This window comes from Streptomyces sp. NPDC059866 (assembly GCF_042731325.1).
GTDB classification, from domain to species: domain Bacteria; phylum Actinomycetota; class Actinomycetes; order Streptomycetales; family Streptomycetaceae; genus Streptomyces; species Streptomyces flavusporus.
In genome coordinates this window covers 44376-60357 of record NZ_JBHWJT010000028.1, presented here as the reverse complement: position 1 = coordinate 60357, position 15982 = coordinate 44376, and the positions used below count along the sequence as shown (strand labels likewise).

Sequence of the window (15982 nt, the reverse complement as noted above, 5' to 3'; positions counted from 1 at the left end):
CAGCAGGAACCGCACACGAGGTTCGGAAAGAGAACGACCTCTCAGGCAACTGCATTGGCCTTCACTGGCCCCCAGACCCCCGCTGGCCCCGGCGTCCTGCAGCGCGGACCGGCATCGCCGGAGTGGAGAGCGGCCACCGGGGACACCTTCCGGCCCGACTGGCGCATCACCGACCTGATCAAGGCTAGTCGTCAGTCCACCGCCCCGGACCCCGGGATCATCTGCCCCGACAACGGCCCCGACATGGATCTGCTCGAACACCAGGTCCGCCGCTTGCTGCAGCAGCCGCCCCGCAAAGCCGCGGATCTCGCCGCCCAGCACCGGTCGGCCTGCAGCGGCTGTAATCGACCATCGCCCGGAACCTCACGCCCTCCGGGGAGGGATACTGCCCATGATGACGACGACCGCTCAGCGCCTCCTCGACCTCGCCGCGGCCGCACCGGCCTGCCAAGGCGGGGACTTGCTGCTGCTCCTGCGTGAAGCGAACGAGCTGTACCAGCAGGGCCTTGAAAGCCTGCGCCAGAGTGTGGCGGCCCGCTTCGCCGGGCTCCGCACGCGGGATCTGGTGGCGGCCGTGACCGCGGCCGGCATGCCCTGCGACGCCTCTCAGGACCGCGACGAGCTGCTCCTGCTGCTGACCCTGACCGAATGGGAAATGACCCCCGCCGCCCTGGCGTACACGGAGATGGCCGAGGACGCCGCCCGCAGGGGGGTCAGCCTCATTCCAGAGGAGTGAAGTCGGGCATCGGCTGGATGCCGCGGACGACTGGACACCCACCGAAAACATACTCCATTATATGCGTTGCGAGCCGGGCGGGCCGGCTCCTCGCTACGGGATGGGACGGTTCAGGTCATGGCTGCCCGATCCACGCCGCAACTCGTCGAGACTGCAGAGATCGCCGCAGAACACGGGCTGACTCCCGCACGCATCAGCGCCCTGTACCTCGAGCGGGAGACCAACGGATTCCCGGAGATCGTCGGCCGCCGCGGCCGCGCCCGCCAGTGGGACAAGAACGAGGTCGACAAGTGGTTCACCCAGCGGCGGAAGGCGCCCCGTCTGCAGCAGTACAAACCCCCCACACTCCATCCCGACGAGCTGCTCACCGGAGCCCAGGCCTCTCGGTTCCTCGGCTACAAAAATCCCCAGCAGGTCAACACCTATCTGCGGGACCACCCCGGCTACTTTCCCGAGCCGGACGTCGTCGAAGAACTCGGCACTCCAGAAAGGCCCTACCGCCGTCCGAAGTGGCGCGTGCAGACGCTCCTGGACTGGAAAGACACCCGTCCGGGCAGCGGGAAGCGCAGCGTCAAACGCGCAGCGCCCGCTCTGCCGGACGTCCCCATCGATGGTGACCCAGACGAGCTGCTGGGCGCATCGCAGGCAGCGGCCCTGCTCGGATTCAAGAGCCTGAACTCCTTCAGCAGCAGTCTGGGCCAGGGCAACCTGCCCCTGCTGAAGACCGTGGACGCTGTTTCCGAGAAGGGCGGCCGTCGCCGGTGGACCCGCCGGCGCATCCTCGAACAGGCCGCGCAGCGCAAAGCCAAGTGACACAACCGGCAGGTGCGGCCGCTTCGCCCACCGCCCCTCATAAACGCGGTGTCCGGTTATGGGTCGTTGATCCCCTGCGGACCGGGTGCGCAACGATGGCCGGCATGGCGTGGCTCGCCACCGCGCCCCGCAGCAGCCCCGGTTGCTGCGGACCGGCCATCGCCGAACTTCCGGTGGTACCGCCCTCCGCGTGCGCCAGCCCACCTTGCCGAGGCTGGTCAGCGGACCCCCAAGCAAGCTGTGCTTGCGCGCGTGCGGGGCTCGTGGTCGGGGTCGTGGAGGCCGGCCACGGCCCCGACCGCGAGGCTGTTTCGCGTTCGTGACCATGGTCGGGGCTTCGTGGTCGGGGGTTGGGTCGGGGACCACGGGTTTCCTCAAAGAATGCCCATGGCCAGCCCCACACCGAGCACTCCGACCACCAACTCGGCCCCCAGCCCCGCCGAACCGCTGCATCACCAGGTCCTGGCCGCGCTCGCCCAGCACCGCATCGCCACCACCAGCCAGCTGCGCAGGATGGTGCGGCCGGACGGCACGCGGCAGCTGCTGTCCCGCGTCCTGAACAAGCTGCGCTCCGACGGCTTCGTCGACTGCACGGCGCTGCCGGGTGCAAGCCGGTCACGTACCAACGCCTGGTACCTCACGCAGGAAGGCGCGCGGCTGACCCGGGACCTGCCTGTCCTGCGGGGGCGGCCCCCCTACCCCATCACCTCGACGACGGCGGCGTCGCTGAAGACCCCGCACACGCTCGCCGTCGTACGCGCCCACCTTGCCTTCGCCGAAGACGCCCGCCGGCTCGGACACGAGCACGGCCCCTGGGACTGGACGCCGGAAGTGTCCCACTCGATCGGCGAGGGCGAGCGGCTCGTCGCCGACGCCCTCATGTACTACACCGTGATCGAGAGCGCACACCGGCGAAAGCTGCGCGCGTTCGTAGAAGTCGACCGCAGCACCATGAGCAGCGAGCGGCTCGCCGTGAAACTGATCGAGTACGCGCGCCTGTTCCAGCACGAGGCCCAGCCCGTCGGCCGTCGCAAGCTGGCCGGTACCCCTCCTGCCTGGCTCCGCTGGTATCCGGTCTTTCCGCGCGTGCTCTTCGTGCTCACCGGTGCCTCCCGAACCAGGCTGGAGAACCGCATGAGCGATCTACAGGCCATGGTCGCCCACCACCCGCTCGTAGCGGCCCTCGCCCGCGAAGTCCGCCTCGCAGCCGCCGCGCTCGAAGACCTCGAGCAACACGGTCCCGCCCAGTCCGTGTGGATGCCTCTGACCGGCGGGAAACCCCGCCCGTGGACGGACCTGTGAGAGTCCTCTGCACGAGCTACAGCTGAGGAGCCGAGCTGCCCGCAGACGCCACGTGCGGCGCATCCTGCCCGTCACGAAGGCGGGCGATGCGCTCGATAGAGCGCATCGACGTGGGCCGGGGCGGCCGCGCTGGGCTGACGGCTGCGGTCCGTCCGAGCGGCACGGTGTCCCGGTCGACATGGACGAGCGGTGCGGGCGGGTGTGGGCCGCGTACCGCAGGAGCCGTGCGACGTACTCCCAGGACCTCTGCGGTCCCCGCACAGGAAGCCATGAAAATCCTGCCGTCACGACGGCAGGACCGAACGAAAAACCGGCGCCCCAGGCGATGGCCTGGGGCGCCGCGCCGTGTGACAGCCTGTTGTCAAGCCTCGCCGTAGCTGGTTGGCAGGTTGTTCGTCGGGCCTCGTCCGCGCTGCATGAGCCGAACCAACTCGAGGTCTGTTCAGACGGGTCGGGTGAGCGGGGCGAGCAGGCCGTCGCCGGGCCAAAGATCCTGCTCGGCCACGAGACTGGCGAGGAACACGTCCACCTCGGCCAGCACGGCGGCGCGCTCAGCAGGCCCGTATGCGATGAAGTCGTCAGCTGCGGCGTCGTAGGCGCGCACGTGGCTGTGCGGCCCCGTGCACAAGAGGCCGCGCGCCATCTCGGGCAGGCCGAGGCTGAGGGCGTCGCACCGCCCTGCGTGGACGAGCTGCACCAGGTCGCTGGTGACACCCTCCCAGTCGCCGACGGTCGGCCAGTCGGCGCCACCGTTCAGTTCGTGGGTGAGGGTGGCCAGCGGGACGATCTCGCCCGACTGCCGTCCCTGGGTGAGAAGGTCGTGGATGCGGACACCGTCGGGCTGGCGCACCTGCGGGTGCCGCAGAGAGTCGGCGGCCACCACGGTGGTGTTGATCTCCTGGGTGCCAGGGCCGGGGTAATACGGCTCGTGGGCGAAGAGGAGGTAGACGTCCGGGGTGCGGACGGCCGGGCTGGACTCGGGCTGTGGCTGGGATTGGGGCATGAGGACAGTTCCCTTCAGCGGTGATGTGCTCGGCGTGGGGCGGGGTGTCGTCGGACGGACGCCCGGCGGGTACGGGCCCAGTGGCCAGCCGGGCTCGCGGGTCTGGTCCGCATCGGCGGCGCTTTCCTCCGTGGCGGTGCGCTCGATGATCTGCGCGACCTGGTGGGCGAGTTGGAGCATCAGCCGTTCACGGCCGATGAGGCCGGCGGAGGCCGAGCGGGTGTCTTGGGTCTGGAGCAGGTCGGCGGCGTCCCACAGCAGGTTGTGGCCGATCTCGGCCGAGCGGCGTAGTTCGTAGCGGTCGTTGCCGGCGGCGGCCTGGACGAGCGAGGTGTGCAAGGCGGCGAGGCGCTGCAGGTAGCGGCAGGCGCTGTCGCCTTCGACGCTGCGGACGTGCTCGCGGGCTCGGGCGTCCAGCCGGCCGGGCAGGTGCTCGGCGAGGAGCGGGGCGAGCAGCAGCGCCGGCAGCGCGACGTCGATGGGGACGCCGTGGCGCATGGCGAACAGTCCGACGACCAGGCTGATGAGCGCGACGGCAGCGGCGGAGAATCGCGGGGATCCGGGGACAGTGTCGAGAGATATCCGCTGGGCGGGGCGCCTGGTCAGCCAGCGCAGCGCCAGGCGCTGGGTGCGGGTCGCGATCGGGGTGAGCACCCCGATCTGATGGGGGACCTCGGGCAGCGTGCCGTCGCCGGGGACGGTCCAGGTGAGCCAGCCCCACGAGGTGCGTTCGTGCACGAGCACGGGCTGGCACGCGTCCGAGCACGTGCTGCCTGGGACGTGGCCGGTGCGCAGGGCGCGGATGCGTTCCTTCTCCCACCGGCCCGGGTCGCGGGTGAAGGGGTGCCGGTGGTGCGCGGCCGCGGGCGGCGGCGTTGTGTGGAGTGTGTCCGTCACGGGGTGCTTCCTTCCAGGTGGTCGATGAACGTGGAGGCGCACGTGGTGCAGCGGCCGTCGCCGTCGGGATGGGCGCGGCGGGGGGTGGGGCCCGGGCAGGTGCGGCACGGCGGCCAGCCGAGGCAGGCCGGGCAGAGGTCCTCGCCTGGGGCGGTTCCGGGTACGCCGCAGCCGGCGCATTCGACGAGGGCCCGGTAGGTCAGGGCCTCGCTCACCGTGCGCGCGGCGGAGGAGGTGGTGGTGGTTGACCGCGGCGGCGGGTCGTCCCACGCGGGCGTGTCGTGGTGGCTGGCCACGGTGGCGGGCGGCGGGTAAACCTGGGCGGCGCGGAGCCGGGCCGCGATGATCGCGCCGACGGTGGTGCGGACCGGGCTCGGCAGAGGGCGGTCGCTGATGACGTGCTGAAGCTGCTCGCGCGTCCAGCCGGCGTCCAGCATCGCGGTGACAGTGCGCCCCTGCTCGGTGAGGACCTGGTCGGTCAGCAGCAGCTCGGGGCGTTGTGCGCCAATCGCCAGCAGCAGGCGGACTCCTGGTTCGAGGTCCGCGGGCGCTGGCGCGGTCGGTGCCGTCCGTGGTGCTGGCGGCGTTTCGCCACGCGGTCGCGCTGCGCGGGCGCCGGGAGGGAGGGGTCTGGTGTTCTGCTGAGTGGTTTTCTTTCTGTTGGTGTTCTTAGTGGGCCGATCAGCCAACGTAGGGTCATCCACTGGTGGAAAACCCGACTCTGGTTGTGACCTGCTGGTTTGCAGGGCGGGCAGGTCGGTGATGAAGTACGCGGCCGCGCCGAGGGCTCCGTCCTGGCCGCGCTCGCGTTCCCGGACGAGGAAGCCGTGCTTCTCCAGTTCCTTCAGCCCGCTCTTGACGGCTGACTCGCCGTCGCGGCCGCGGCGGGCGATGTCGGCGACGGTCATCCGCCAGCCCTCCCGGTGCGTGGAGAGCAGTCCGAACAGTCCCTTGGCCTTGTAGGACAACTGGGTGGTGCGGAACAGGCCGTTGGCGGTCTGGGTGAACTGATCGGCGGCCATCACGCCCCGGCGGATCCCCGCGCCGAACCCGCCGGCGTGCCCGGCCTCCGGGGCCGCGATCACCAAGTCGGCTTCGATCAGCGCGATGTCCAGGGTGGCCGGACGGTCGGTGATGCAGTAGACGATCTCGCCGAGGGTGCCGTCCGGGCGGCGCAGGCGTTCACGGATCAGGTAGCCGTGCGCCTCCAGCTCCTTCAGGCCGGTGCGTACCGCTTCCCGTCCGTCCGGACCTAGGCGGACGAGGTCGGCGATTGTCACCTGCCAGCCGTTTCGGTGCGTACTGACGTACCCGAAGATCCCCTTCGCTTTGAACGACAACTGGGAGTCACGGAACAGCGCGTTGGCGACCTGGGTGAACTGATCGGCCGCCATCACGCCCCGGCGGACCCCTGCCCCGAAGCGGCTCACGACCGCGCCCCTGAAGCGGGCCGCACGTGGTGGCCAGGGCAGCGCACCGGGCCCGCCGAGATGGGGCGGCCGGCGGTCCTGGGGGCGCGGGCGTATGTGTGTTCCATGCGGTCAGCTCACCCGCCGGCCCCGACCGGGCTGACGGCCATGAGCCCCGACCATCGGTCACGATCCGGCAACGTAGCCGTCTAGCTGCCGTGGTCGGGCTCATGGTCGGGCCGACCACGCCCCCTTCACCCCAGTGCGCACCGGTTGCGCACCCGACTGCGCAGCCCCGGACGGACGTTGCGCAATCAGGCTGCGCAACCGGCCGAGGATCCTGCGCAGTCGGGATGCGTAGTCCGCCTGCGCAGTCGGCCCGAGGGGGCCTGATCTTCTAGTGCGCAGGCCCGGGTGACGCACTGCGCAGACGCCCCGCGGGCCCGGCCGACTGCCGTCTGCGCATCGGGGCGCGGGTCCGGTGGCCGGGCGGCGCGTGGTTGCCCAGCGGTCGTCGGCCCGGGGCCGTGGGCCGGATGCGATGTCCTGTCCTCGGTTCACCGCCGGCCTGTGGTCGGGTCTGTGGTCGGGCCGACCATGACCCCGACCACGGACTTCGTGTCCCCATCGTGACCGTGGTGGGGGTCTCGTGGTTGGTGGTCGGGTCGGGGTCGGCATCCCTGCACGCCGCCGCCCGGATGAGTCGGGATGACTTGCCCCAGGCCGATGCTTGGAAGCGGCCAGCCGTCATCGCAGGACGACGCTGACGCCCCGTCTCTCGAAGATTTCCAGGAGCAGGTCGAACAGCGATGCCTCGCCATCGTCGGTGGGCACGCGCTCCGCCAACCGGGCACTGGCCTCGGCCGAGGACTCCCATTGCAGGGTGAACGGCGGGGTGGCGCCCCAGCGGCCTCTCAGGCAGTCGTCCAGGGCATCAAGGTTCCAGCCGAAGTATCCGCCGGGACCGTTGATGGCTTCACCGAGCGCGCAGAAGAAGCTTTCGATGTCATCAATGTGCCGGCCATCCAAGATGAACACCTGGCCTGCGGGAGCGTCGGGCTTCCCCCGGCGGTGGTACTCGTCGGACCACAGCGCTACCGACAGCCACGCGTGTTTGTCCTCGGGGGCAAGTTCGTGCCACATACCGTTGCGGTTCAGGCGACCGGTGCGGATCAGGTCCCACACTTTGTCCGAACCGGGCACGGCAAGATCACACCCCAGCGTCACCGTGAGGTCGACGAGGCCAGCTCCGCGGGCGGAGGGCTGGACGTCAACGACAGTCAGTTCGCCGACGAGGTAGGACCCCATGGTGGCACCGTCGGCGTCGAGGACGTGGAACCAGGCATTCCCCGCCACGGCGCGACGGCTGCCGATGTGGTCAAGGGCCTTCTTCAGGCCGCCCTGCGGGGAACAGCCCGTGAGGTGCACTCGGCGTGCTCCCTCTTCTTCCTGCAGCGGCGTGAACAACCCCTCGGCGTCGTGAGCGAAGCCCCAGAAGTCGGTGTCGTCCTCGTCGGAGGCCAGAGCGTACTTCTGCCCCTCTCCGCCCCGGTCTGATGTCCGCATCGCACTGCCCATGAGAGCGCTGATCCTACCGGCTACCCCCTGACCCCACCCGCATTGATTCGATCTCGGAGGCCCTTTGAGAAGTCACATACCCATCGCCACCCGTTCGGGTGAAGTGCAGAGAAGCGCAGCCCGACTGCGCACCGTGCTGGGCCTTGCACAATCGGCCTGCGCAACCGATCGAGGGCCGTGCGCAGTCGGTTTGCGTGCAGCGGGTGCGCAGTACGACCCGTGGAGCCTGATGTCCTCTTGCGCAGAGCCGGGTGTGCCGATGCGCAGGCCGCCCCTGCGGGTCTGGTGGTGTCCTTCTGCGCACTCGCGTACGGCGCCGGCCGGGGTGCGGCAGAGGGGTGTTAGCACATCCGTCGGCGGGGTGCTGGTGGATGACGCGGTGAGCGCCGACAGACCCACGTCGGGCCCATGGTCGGGTCTGTGGTCGGGCCGACCATGACCCCGACCACAGGCTTCGTGTCCCCATCGTGACCGTGGTGGGGGTCTCGTGGTCGGTGGTCGGGTCGGGGTCGGCGGGTTTTCTCGAGGTCAGCAATCACACGTTCTGACCTGGGAGTTTGACCATGTCCCCTGGCAAGCAGGCCTCACAGAGCGAGGCTGCTGCTCCGATGGCGGCCGGCGCCCGGCTGGAGTCCATGCGGCGCCGGGTGCGCCTCTCGCGTGTAGCGGTCTGGACCGTGATCGCGGCCGGCCCCATCGCCCTGGGCGTCGCCGTCGCCTCCACCCCGACCAAGGTCCAGGCGGCCACCCCGGCCAAGCCCGCCGCCGTGCGCACCGCGGCGGCCGCCGCCGACCCGGCCGGCTATGCGCAGCTGTTCGTCAGCGCCTGGCTGCGCAGCAGCGCCGACGATGCGACGAGTGCGCAGGCGCGGCTTGCGCAGTCGATGGCGCCGGACGTCGACCTGCCCGACCCGGCCGCGGGTGCGCAGGCGACGCCGCAGTCCGTGACGGCGGTGCGCAGTGCGCAGCGTGCGAGCGGCGCGTGGTCGGTGACGGTGGCTGCGCAGTACGCCGACGGACGGTTGCGCTACTACGCCGTGCCGGTGGCCGCCGACGAGGCGGGCGCCTCGTTCACGGTGACCGGTGCGCCGGGCGTGGTGGCCGGCCCGGGTCCGGCCGAGGTGCCGACGTCGTCGTACGGCGTGACCGTCCCGGAGGGTGATCTGTCCTCCGCCGTCGGGGAGTTCCTCGCCGCTTACCTGAGCGGTGCCGGCGAGGTGGACCGCTACCTCGCGCCGGGGGTGCAGCTCACCGCCGTCTCCCCCGCCCCGTACGCGGCGGTCTCCGTCGAGCAGGTGTTGGCCGTCGAGGAGGCCGCGGCCGCCGAGCAGGTGCCGGCCGACGGCACGGCGGTCCGCGTCCTCGCCCGGGTGGAAGCCCGGGACGAGAGCGGGCGGTGGCCGCTGGCGTACGAGCTCACGCTCACGGCCCGCTCGGGCCGGTGGGACGTCGCGGCGCTTCAGTCCGGGACCGCCCGGGACGGGGGTGTGCGGTGAACACGGTGCACAGCGTGATGCTCGCCGGGCAGCTGGACGACCTCGGCGACTCGTGGATCACCATGCTCCAGGACTGGGCGACCAAGGGGCTGCAGGCCGGTCTGATCTGCCTCGTCGTCGTGATCATGATCCAGAAGTTCAGCCTCAAGGCCGGGATCGGCGCCCTGCTGCTGATGATCATCGCGCTCGGTCTGTACAACTCCCGCGAGGACCTGGCGGACATGTTCGAGGACGAGGTCAACAACCCCGCCCAGGGCGCGCCCGCCGTCCCCGGCATCGTCCAGTCCGAACTCCCAGCTTCCCGTGACCACTCGCCGGGCGTCGGAGGCTGGCGGTGAGCGCGGCCGCCGCGGCGCGGGTGGGCCGCTTCTACACCGCCGCCCGCCGGCATCCCTGGGTGCTGGGCAAGGTCGCCGACTGGAAGATCCCCCTCGGCCCGTACACGCCGGCGCAGATCGCCCTCGCCGTCGGCGGCGGCTTCCTTCTGGTCAAGACCATCAGCTGGTGGTCGGTGCTGGGGCCGATCCCCATCGCGGCCTGGCTGCTGGCGATCTGGGCGGTCCGCCGTCCGAAGATCGCCGGCCGTGCCCCGCTGCAGGCGGCGCTGGGCTGGGTGCTGCTTCTCTGGCATCCCCAGGGAGGGCGGATCGGCGGGCGGGCCGCCCGCGACCGCGCTCCCCGCCCGCTGCTCGGCGGTTTCACGATCGAGGACGCGACCGTGCCCGGCCCCGCTACGGCGATCACGCCGTCCCGAGCGGCTCGGCGGCGCACCGACCGGGCGCCGCACCCCAGGCCGGCCGCAGCTCGCTCGTCCGCCCGCCGCCGCATGGAGCCGGCTGCTGGCGCGGTGCCGGTGGGGCCGGTGTCGGGTGTGCAGCAGCTGCTCGCGCTCGCCGGGCAGGGCGGGGGTGTGCGGTGAGGGTGCCGATCCGTCACATCGCCGGGCACCTGGTGTGGTCGACCCAGGGCAGCGTGTGGGCCGTCTACCGCCTGCACCCCGGCCCGGACACGCAGGGACAGCACGAGGAGACCGTCCAGGGCACCTACGTGCCCGCCGCGGTCCGCGACGAACAACTCACCAAGGTCACACATTTGGTGCGGTCGTTGTCCGGGGCGCCGCGACTGTTCGGTCTGTGCGCGCGGGTCGATCCCGGCGAGATCGCCCTGCGCATGATCGAGGGCATCGAGCCGGCCGACACGGCACCAGGTGCGGGCCGACACCCGTGGGTGGAGAACGTCGAGGCGACCCTGGACCTGCTGGACGGCCAGGAGATGCACCGCCGCACCCTGTGGCTGGCGGTTCCGCTGCAGACCGAGACCGCCGGTCTGCAGGTGTCGGCGTCCCTCGGCGCGGCCTGGGCCGAGCTTGCCCCGATGCTCGGCATGCGCCCGGCCCCGGTGGCCCGACGCGAGGTGAGCGCCTACCGCGAGCAGGCCTTGCGGGTGGAGGCCGCGCTCGCCGGCGGTATCGCCTTCTGTCCGGCCCGCCCGGCGGAGATCGTGTGGATGGTCCAGCACGCCCTGCACCGCGGCCTTGCCGAGCCGCTGCTGGCGGATGCCGAAGCCAGCGAGTTGTACGGCGGGTACCTCCGTGACGGTGTGCTGCGCTCCCCCAGCTATGCCGACCTCGGCCAGGTCCGCCTGCAGGAAGGCGGCATCGACCCCGACCTGGACGACACGGGCGAGCTCAAGAGCGCGGGCCGGATGACGCGGTCGGGCCGCAAGGCCTGGTGGCGGCTGAACACCGGCTCGCCGCTGGGGCGGCGCTGGCTGCAGGTCGAGTCCGACCCAGGAGTCGGCTACCAGGCGCAGCTGGCGCTGGCCGAGTGCCCGCCCGCGGTCAGCCAGGACGCCGCCGACCTGTTCGCCCAGCTGGAAACGCTGGACTTTCCCGTCGACTACACCGTCGACCTCACCCTCGTTCCCGCGGAGAAGGCCCGCGACCAGGTGCGGCGCAAGAAGAACGAACTCATCGACCAGGCCGACCAGTACGACGCCCGCCCCACCGGCATGCCCGCCTCGCTCACCGAGGCCGCCCGCGACCTGGGCGAGCTGGACGCCCGTCTCTCACGCACCTCCGTCGAGGTCGAGGTGCAGTCGGTCACCGTGCTGACCGTGTGGGGGCCGACCGCCGCCGTCTGCGACGCCCGGGCCCGCGCGCTGGCCGCGCTGCTCGGCGGCGCCGACTACCGGGCGGTGCGCCCGGCCGGCCTGCAGCAGGCCCTGTTCACCCTGGGCCTGCCCGGCACCGTACGGCCGGGTGTGGTGCGGGAGTTCACCCAGCACCAGATCAGCGAGGACTGGGCGCTGGGCGGCGCCTTCACCGTGAGCGAGGTCGGCGACCCGGACGGCATGTTCCTCGGCATCGACCTGGACTGCGGCACCACCCGCCCCGTGATGATCAACGTGGCGGACGCGCCCAAGGTGGACGCGTCCGCGTCCATGGGCATCGTCGGGGATCTCGGCGCGGGCAAGAGCGTGCTGCAGAAGCTGATCGCGGAGGCGGTGTGGGCGCGCGGCGGCTGCGCGATCTGCATCGACCGCACCCCGGTACGGGAGTGGGCCACCTTTGCCCGCACCGCGGCCCAGGGCCGCGTCCAGATCATCGACGCCGCACGCGCCGAGGTGTCCATCGACCCGCTGCGCATGTTCGACGGCCCCGCAGGCCGCCACTACGCCCTGTCCTACCTCACCCTGCAGCTCGGCATCGGCCCGATGAGCACCAACGGTGAGGTCCTGCACCACGCCGTCGAGCAGGCCGCCGCCGGCGACCGGCCGTCCATGCACCGCGTCCTTGAGGTCCTCGAGGAGATGGCCACGCGCGAGGCGGGCAAGCGGCAGGACGCGGCCGCCACCCTCGCCGGCCTCATCCGCGTCGTCGCCTCCAACTCCCTGGCGGCGATGGTGTTCGACCCGACGCTGCCGCCGGTGCGGCTGGACGCCTCCAGCGCCTCCGACATGATCGTGATCACCACCACGGGGCTGAAGCTGCCGCCGAAGGCCGCGTTCGACAAGCCGGAGGTCCTGTACCAGCAGCCGCTGGAGGCGCTGATCGGGCGTGCGGTGCTCTACCTGATCGCTGCGATCGCCCGGCAGACCGCGTTCGAGGACCCCGGGCGGTTCACCGCGGTGGTCCTGGACGAGCTGTACTGGCTCACCTCGTCGGCCGAGGGCACCGCCCTGGTCCACGAGGTCCTCCACGACGGCCGCAAGCACGGCGCCGGCCTGATCGCCGGCTCCCACGACGCCGCCGAACTCGGCCCGGACCGCGGCCTGATGGCCTACCGCGCACTCGCCCGCACCGCGAGCCGTGAACGCGCCCGCCGTGGTCTGGAGTTCGTCGGCCTCGACCCCAACGACGGCGAATTGGTGCGGCTGGTGACCACCGGCCTGTCCCCCGTCGGCCGCAAGGGCCGCGAGGGCGAGTTCCTGCTGACCTGCCCGCGGCAGAACACCGGCCGCATCAAGGTCTCCATCCTTCGCATCCCGCGCATCACCACCTCCATCACCACCACGCCCGGACGCCGCCCGAGCGCTGCCCCGCCCTCCGCGTCTGAGCCGCCCGCCGGTGGGGCCGTGGATGCACGTCCGAAGGAGCACGTCCGATGACCTCTTCTTCCTGGGACCGATCCCGGCGCGTCACGGCGGCCGCGAGCGTCCTCGCCGTGATCGTCGTCGCGGTCGGCGTGCTCGTCCTGGCCCTTTCATTGAGCGTGCCGGAGGCGTGGTGGCCGCATACCGGGAAGGCCTTCGCCACCGACATCCGCCCTGCGAGCCAGGACCCATGCGACCTGATCGTGGGCCCGGCCAAGGCGTACTGCGAGCGGGGCGCCACGACGACCGCATCCGCCGGGCAGCCGGACGTTGCCGGTGCGGCGTGGAGGCTGGTGCCCGCCGGTGCGGGTGCGGCTGCCCTGGTGGTGTGGCGGCGCCGGAGCGCCGCCGGGCAAAGGCGGCGCTGAAGTGTTCCGTCCAGACCGCGCGACCCTGCGTTCGGCCGGCTTCGTCGTGCTGCTCACCGGCGTGTTCGTCATGGTGAACAGCCAGGTCGTATACGCGGCCGGCAGCAACAGCGAGACCGGGGACCTGCTCGCCCCGCTGAACATCACCTCCTCCGAAGGGGTGCCGATCAACGGCTACGAGCTGAACGCCGAAGGCGGCTCCATCGTCAGCGTCGAAACCCAGTTGCTCGCCTTCGCCCTGTCGGGCCTGTTCACCCTGATCCAGGTGCTGGTCGGCCTGGCCGGGTGGGCGATCGAGGTGGCCTTCCGGTTCCCGCTGCTGAAGATCCTCACCGCTCCGGCGCAGACGGTCGCCGACGCCTACAACAGCGTGGTCGTCGACACTCTCGGCCTGAAGGGTGTGCTGCTGGCCTGGGCACTCGTGTTCGCCTCCTTCATGCTCGTACGCGGCCGTGTCGGCCGTGGTCTGGGCGAGATCTTCCTGACGTTGTTGATCGCGGCCTTCGCCGCGTCCGTGTTCGTCCGCCCCGACTATCTGCTGACCCCGGACGGGCCGCTGGGCCAAGCCCAGCAGGTGGGCGCTGAAGTCGCGCAGGAGAGCGTCAACTCCTACGACTGGGGCGGCAAGCTCGCCAGCAAAGGCCCGTGCGACGGCATGGCCGGCAACGCGGAGATCAAGTGCCTGGAACGCGAGGGCGAAGCGCCGGTGTCCGCGGCGGAGGTGGCCCGCCCCCTCCAGGACTCGGTCACCAACGCGCTCGTCGTCAAGCCGTACATGCTGCTGCAGTACGGGCGGATCCTCGACCCGGCCAAGACTGCCGACCGCAAGGCGTACGCCATCCACCTGAAGTGGATCACCGGCGGCTACCAGGCCGGCGCCGACGAGAAGGATGACAAGGGCGACCCGTGCAACCTGATCAAAGGGCCGGCCAAGCAGTACTGCGAGCGCGACACCGGCGACAAGCTGCCGCAAGAAGGTGCGCTGCCGGAGTTCACCCCGGGCGGTGAGCTGCTGGACACCGCCAGCCCGGTGGTCAGCGAGGAAGACCAGGAGTTCGCCGCGTTCCTCGCCGACCTGAAGAAAGCCGGAGATGTCGGCAAGGCCTGTGCCGCCTACGCCGAAAAGCCCACCTGGTGGCGCGTCGGGGGCGCCGCACTGCTGTTGATCGCTGCGCTGTTCATCTGCGGCATGCTCTTGTCCAGCGCGATCGTCCTGCTCGGCACCCAGGGCATCTGCGCCGCAGCGGCGGCCGCCGGGGGCGTCACCTTCATCGCTGGCATGCTGCCTGGGCCCGCGCGCCAGTCGGTGTGGAAGTGGCTGTCCTTGTGGGGTATCGCGGTCCTGGCCGTAGTCGGGATCTGCGCGTTTGTGCCGTTCTTCGGCATCGCCGTCGATGCCACCATCACCGACGGCCCGCAGCTGATGGTGGAGCGGATCCTGCTGATCGACGTCCTCGCCATCGCCGGTGCGGCCGGGCACCGCCGGCTCCTGACGGGCATCACCTCCTTCGGCCGGCGCATGGCCATGCGGATGCGCTACGCGAAGGTCGGCGGCACCCATATGCCCGGCGACACGTCCGAGCTCGGCGCCGCCCTCGCCATGAACTCCCCCGCCGTGATGGGAGGTTACGGCGGTGGCTTGCGCGCCTTCACCGGCGGCGGTAGCGGCCGGTACGGGATGCTCGGCACCCGCCATCGGCTGATGGGCGCCCTCAACTCCCTGTTCGACGGTGCGGGCATGCCGGTGGACACCGGCCGTGTCCTCGCCGACGCAGGCGCCGAAGCCGGGCGCGGTCTGGCACCACTCACGGCGGCGGCAGCGGGTGTCGGGCTTGGCGCGCGGCTCGGCGCGAAGGGCGCCTACAGCCTGCTGATCGGACGGCGGCCGGACACCGAGCAGCTGGCCAAGTGGCGCAAGCCCACTGCTGGCGGCGACCCACGCACGGGCGGTCCGTCGGACGGCGGAGATGGCGGTTCCGGCGGTGGGGGGCCGCGCAGGCCCGGCGGGCCGCCCGACCGGTACCGCGACGACCAGGGTCAGGTGCGCGACCGCCGATCTGATCGGGTGCTGCACGACCAGAACACCGACCGCACCCTGCTGTCGACGCGCGCCCACAACCGGCTGGTGCGGTTTCGCGGGTACCGCATCCTCCACCGGGGCGGTCGGGCCGCCTACGGGGCGACGGTCGGTCTGCCGGCGAACGTCCGCCGGGCCCGGTCGGGAGACTCGCGCTACTCCCAGGACGCCCGTCAGCAGGTACGGGTGTGGGGCAACACCGTCCGCGAGGACCGGCGGGCCTGGGGTGACACGGGGCGGCACGTCTCCCGTGTCCTGCGGGAGCATACCGACGACAGCGGCGGGCCCGGTCCGTTCGTAGGCCGCCGCCTGCCGACCGCAACGTCACCGGCCGCGACGGCGCGTCCGGCTCCTGCGCCACACCGGGCACGCTCCGGCGGCTCCTCAGGCCGTACAAGCCCGGCCCCCGCGCAGCCCAGCGCGCCGGCGTCTCCGGGCGGCGGCGCCGCGGCACCAGCGCCTGCTCCGGCGTCGCCTCCGCGGCTGGGAGGCAGTGCACCCCGGCCTCCGGCGAGCGGGACACGGTCCCGCCCCGCTCTTCCCGGCGGTGGGGGCGCGCGCAGTTCCGCGCGCGAAGAAGCCGCGGCCCGGATGCAGGAGTTGATGCGGCGGACCGAGCCCGAGGCCGAGCGGCTGCGCCAGGAACGGGCCCGGCGGCGGGACGACGGTGAGGACGAGTGAGGCCGCCCGTGCGCCGCGTCCGGCGGTG

The 15982-nt window shown here is 71.6% G+C and carries 12 protein-coding genes; 9 read left to right on the top strand and 3 right to left on the bottom strand.

The genetic code is table 11. From position 1 onward, the window contains the following. Positions 1 to 391: 391 nt before the first annotated feature. The 3 genes from ACFV7R_RS34975 (at position 392) to ACFV7R_RS34965 (ending at position 2851) form a co-directional block, all read left to right on the top strand. Positions 392 to 736 (top strand): hypothetical protein, encoded by a 345-nt coding sequence (locus ACFV7R_RS34975; RefSeq protein ID WP_385270825.1) that lies wholly within the window; start codon positions 392 to 394, stop codon positions 734 to 736. Positions 737 to 853: 117 nt separating this feature from the next. Further along, positions 854 to 1549, top strand: a complete 696-nt coding sequence (locus tag ACFV7R_RS34970; RefSeq protein ID WP_385270822.1) for a hypothetical protein — start codon at positions 854 to 856, stop codon at positions 1547 to 1549. 387 nt (positions 1550 to 1936) lie between these two features. Further along, complete coding sequence (locus ACFV7R_RS34965) at positions 1937 to 2851, top strand: replication-relaxation family protein (protein ID WP_385270819.1); 915 nt, start codon at positions 1937 to 1939, stop codon at positions 2849 to 2851. A gap of 442 nt (positions 2852 to 3293) precedes the next feature. On the opposite strand, the gene ACFV7R_RS34960 is transcribed toward ACFV7R_RS34965, so the two are convergent. From ACFV7R_RS34960 to ACFV7R_RS34950, 3 genes are all read right to left on the bottom strand, one after another. Further along, the gene (locus tag ACFV7R_RS34960) at positions 3294 to 4751 is read right to left on the bottom strand and encodes a hypothetical protein (protein ID WP_385270816.1); all 1458 of its coding nucleotides are present in this window, start codon (positions 4749 to 4751) and stop codon (positions 3294 to 3296) included. Then, positions 4748 to 6181, bottom strand: a complete 1434-nt coding sequence (locus ACFV7R_RS34955) for a hypothetical protein (protein WP_385270813.1) — start codon at positions 6179 to 6181, stop codon at positions 4748 to 4750. Before ACFV7R_RS34955 ends, ACFV7R_RS34960 begins: the two co-directional genes overlap by 4 nt. A 726-nt stretch (positions 6182 to 6907) precedes the next feature. Beyond that, on the bottom strand, positions 6908 to 7738 hold the full coding sequence (locus ACFV7R_RS34950) for a barstar family protein (protein WP_385270810.1): 831 nt from the start codon (positions 7736 to 7738) through the stop codon (positions 6908 to 6910). Positions 7739 to 8301: 563 nt separating this feature from the next. Between ACFV7R_RS34950 and ACFV7R_RS34945 the strand changes: the two genes are divergently transcribed. From ACFV7R_RS34945 to ACFV7R_RS34920, 6 genes are read left to right on the top strand one after another with little or no spacing between them, the layout of a single operon-like run. Further along, positions 8302 to 9234 (top strand): conjugal transfer protein, encoded by a 933-nt coding sequence (locus tag ACFV7R_RS34945; RefSeq protein ID WP_385270807.1) that lies wholly within the window; start codon positions 8302 to 8304, stop codon positions 9232 to 9234. Beyond that, positions 9231 to 9572 (top strand): hypothetical protein, encoded by a 342-nt coding sequence (locus ACFV7R_RS34940; RefSeq protein ID WP_385270804.1) that lies wholly within the window; start codon positions 9231 to 9233, stop codon positions 9570 to 9572. Before ACFV7R_RS34945 ends, ACFV7R_RS34940 begins: the two co-directional genes overlap by 4 nt. Continuing rightward, positions 9569 to 10153: a hypothetical protein gene (locus ACFV7R_RS34935; protein WP_385270801.1), complete on the top strand. Its 585-nt coding sequence runs from the start codon at positions 9569 to 9571 to the stop codon at positions 10151 to 10153. The genes ACFV7R_RS34940 and ACFV7R_RS34935 overlap by 4 nt, the downstream gene beginning before the upstream one ends. Then, positions 10150 to 12843, top strand: a complete 2694-nt coding sequence (locus ACFV7R_RS34930; RefSeq protein ID WP_385270798.1) for an ATP-binding protein — start codon at positions 10150 to 10152, stop codon at positions 12841 to 12843. Before ACFV7R_RS34935 ends, ACFV7R_RS34930 begins: the two co-directional genes overlap by 4 nt. Then, positions 12840 to 13196, top strand: a complete 357-nt coding sequence (locus ACFV7R_RS34925) for a hypothetical protein (protein ID WP_385270795.1) — start codon at positions 12840 to 12842, stop codon at positions 13194 to 13196. Before ACFV7R_RS34930 ends, ACFV7R_RS34925 begins: the two co-directional genes overlap by 4 nt. A 1-nt stretch (position 13197) precedes the next feature. Next, positions 13198 to 15954: a hypothetical protein gene (locus ACFV7R_RS34920; RefSeq protein ID WP_385270793.1), complete on the top strand. Its 2757-nt coding sequence runs from the start codon at positions 13198 to 13200 to the stop codon at positions 15952 to 15954. Positions 15955 to 15982 lie beyond the last annotated feature (28 nt).

Bases quoted from the DNA above. Each gene is read 5' to 3' on its own strand.
- ACFV7R_RS34975 (WP_385270825.1), top strand. From the start codon at position 392: ATGATGACGACGACCGCTCAGCGCCTCCTCGACCTCGCCGCGGCCGCA.
- ACFV7R_RS34970 (WP_385270822.1), top strand. From the start codon at position 854: ATGGCTGCCCGATCCACGCCGCAACTCGTCGAGACTGCAGAGATCGCC.
- ACFV7R_RS34965 (WP_385270819.1), top strand. From the start codon at position 1,937: ATGGCCAGCCCCACACCGAGCACTCCGACCACCAACTCGGCCCCCAGC.
- ACFV7R_RS34950 (WP_385270810.1), bottom strand. From the start codon at position 7,738: ATGGGCAGTGCGATGCGGACATCAGACCGGGGCGGAGAGGGGCAGAAG.
- ACFV7R_RS34945 (WP_385270807.1), top strand. From the start codon at position 8,302: ATGTCCCCTGGCAAGCAGGCCTCACAGAGCGAGGCTGCTGCTCCGATG.
- ACFV7R_RS34925 (WP_385270795.1), top strand. From the start codon at position 12,840: ATGACCTCTTCTTCCTGGGACCGATCCCGGCGCGTCACGGCGGCCGCG.